The following is a 1,245-nucleotide window of genomic DNA, read 5'->3' on the forward strand; positions in this document are numbered from 1 at the left end:
TTATGTCGTATAGTAAACTATATTACATAAGGGGTGTATTTTTTATGGGGACAAGAGTTCATTATGATCCAGAGATAAAATGGAAAGCTGTAAAAATGAAAGAAGATGGATATGCAAATAGTGTAATTATGGACACATTAGGAATAAAAAATGTCTCTCAGATTAAGACATGGATGAGGTGGTATCGAGCAGGTGAAACACATCGATTTGAACAACCTGTCGGAAAACAATATTCCTTCCATAAAGGCATAGAAGAACTTTCAGAAATAGAAGGACTAAAATTGAGGATTAAGCAACTTGAGATGCAGAATGAATTACTGGGAAAGTTAAAAGGGATCTCAAAAAATTAACGAAGACATGTATTGTAAAGGTATTAGAGGAACTAAAGACAAAATATCCAATTCGAGAAATGTTACTGTTTCTTGAGATCCCAAAAAGTAGTTATTACCGTTGGAAAAGACAAAAGCTTTCAAATGATGATCAGGAATTAATTAAATTGATAAAAAAAATATACAAGAAACATAAGAAAAGGTATGGTTACCGACGAGTTACAGGTGAATTAAAGACAGTTCACGGTTTGAGAATTAATCGTAAAAAGGTTAGAAGATTAATGCGAGAGATTGGGTTATTTGCGAAAATCAGAAGAAGAAAATTTGTGCACTATAAACCTTCTGAAAGTGTAAAAATGGAAGATTTAATTAAAAGAAAGTTTAAAGCTGAAGCTCCAAACCAAAAGTGGTATACAGATGTATCGACTCTAACATTTGGAGAAAACCATTTATATTTATCAGCTATTATTGATGGATTTAATAACGAGGTAATAAGCGCCGTAATAAGTGATTCTCCTAATTTAAAGTTAGCCTACGATACAGTAGATCAAGCTTTGGAGAAAAGGAAAATTAACAAGGTTATACTACATTCTGATCAAGGAGGTCTCTATACATCACCCAAGTTTCAGGCATACGTAAAAGAAAAGAACATCATCCAAAGCATGTCCCAAAAAGGAGTGTGCTACGATAATGTTCAAATCGAATCATTCTTCTCACATTTGAAGACAGAAGCCTTCTACTCTCAAGATTACGCAGCGACCAACTCCAAAATCATTGAGATTGTGAAAGAATATATTTATTATTATAACAATGAACGAATTCAAATAAAACTAAATAACCTGCCCCCGATAAAATATCGCGAGCAGGTTGCGGCATAGGTGTTTTTTCTGAAGTCCCAAAAATGGGGTTCAGACTA

Annotated in this window: 1 protein-coding gene and 1 pseudogene; both read left to right on the plus strand. The window is 33.4% G+C overall.

What is annotated here, in order from left to right:
* Positions 1-350, plus strand: a pseudogene (locus COC46_RS23165) (hypothetical protein); the annotation flags it as partial.
* Positions 351-400: 50 nt separating this feature from the next.
* The gene (locus COC46_RS19335) at positions 401-1,207 is read left to right on the plus strand and encodes an IS3 family transposase (RefSeq protein WP_369700070.1); all 807 of its coding nucleotides are present in this window, start codon (positions 401-403) and stop codon (positions 1,205-1,207) included.
* Positions 1,208-1,245 lie beyond the last annotated feature (38 nt).

The organism is Bacillus sp. AFS041924, from assembly GCF_002577195.1.
GTDB lineage: Bacteria > Bacillota > Bacilli > Bacillales > Bacillaceae_G > Gottfriedia.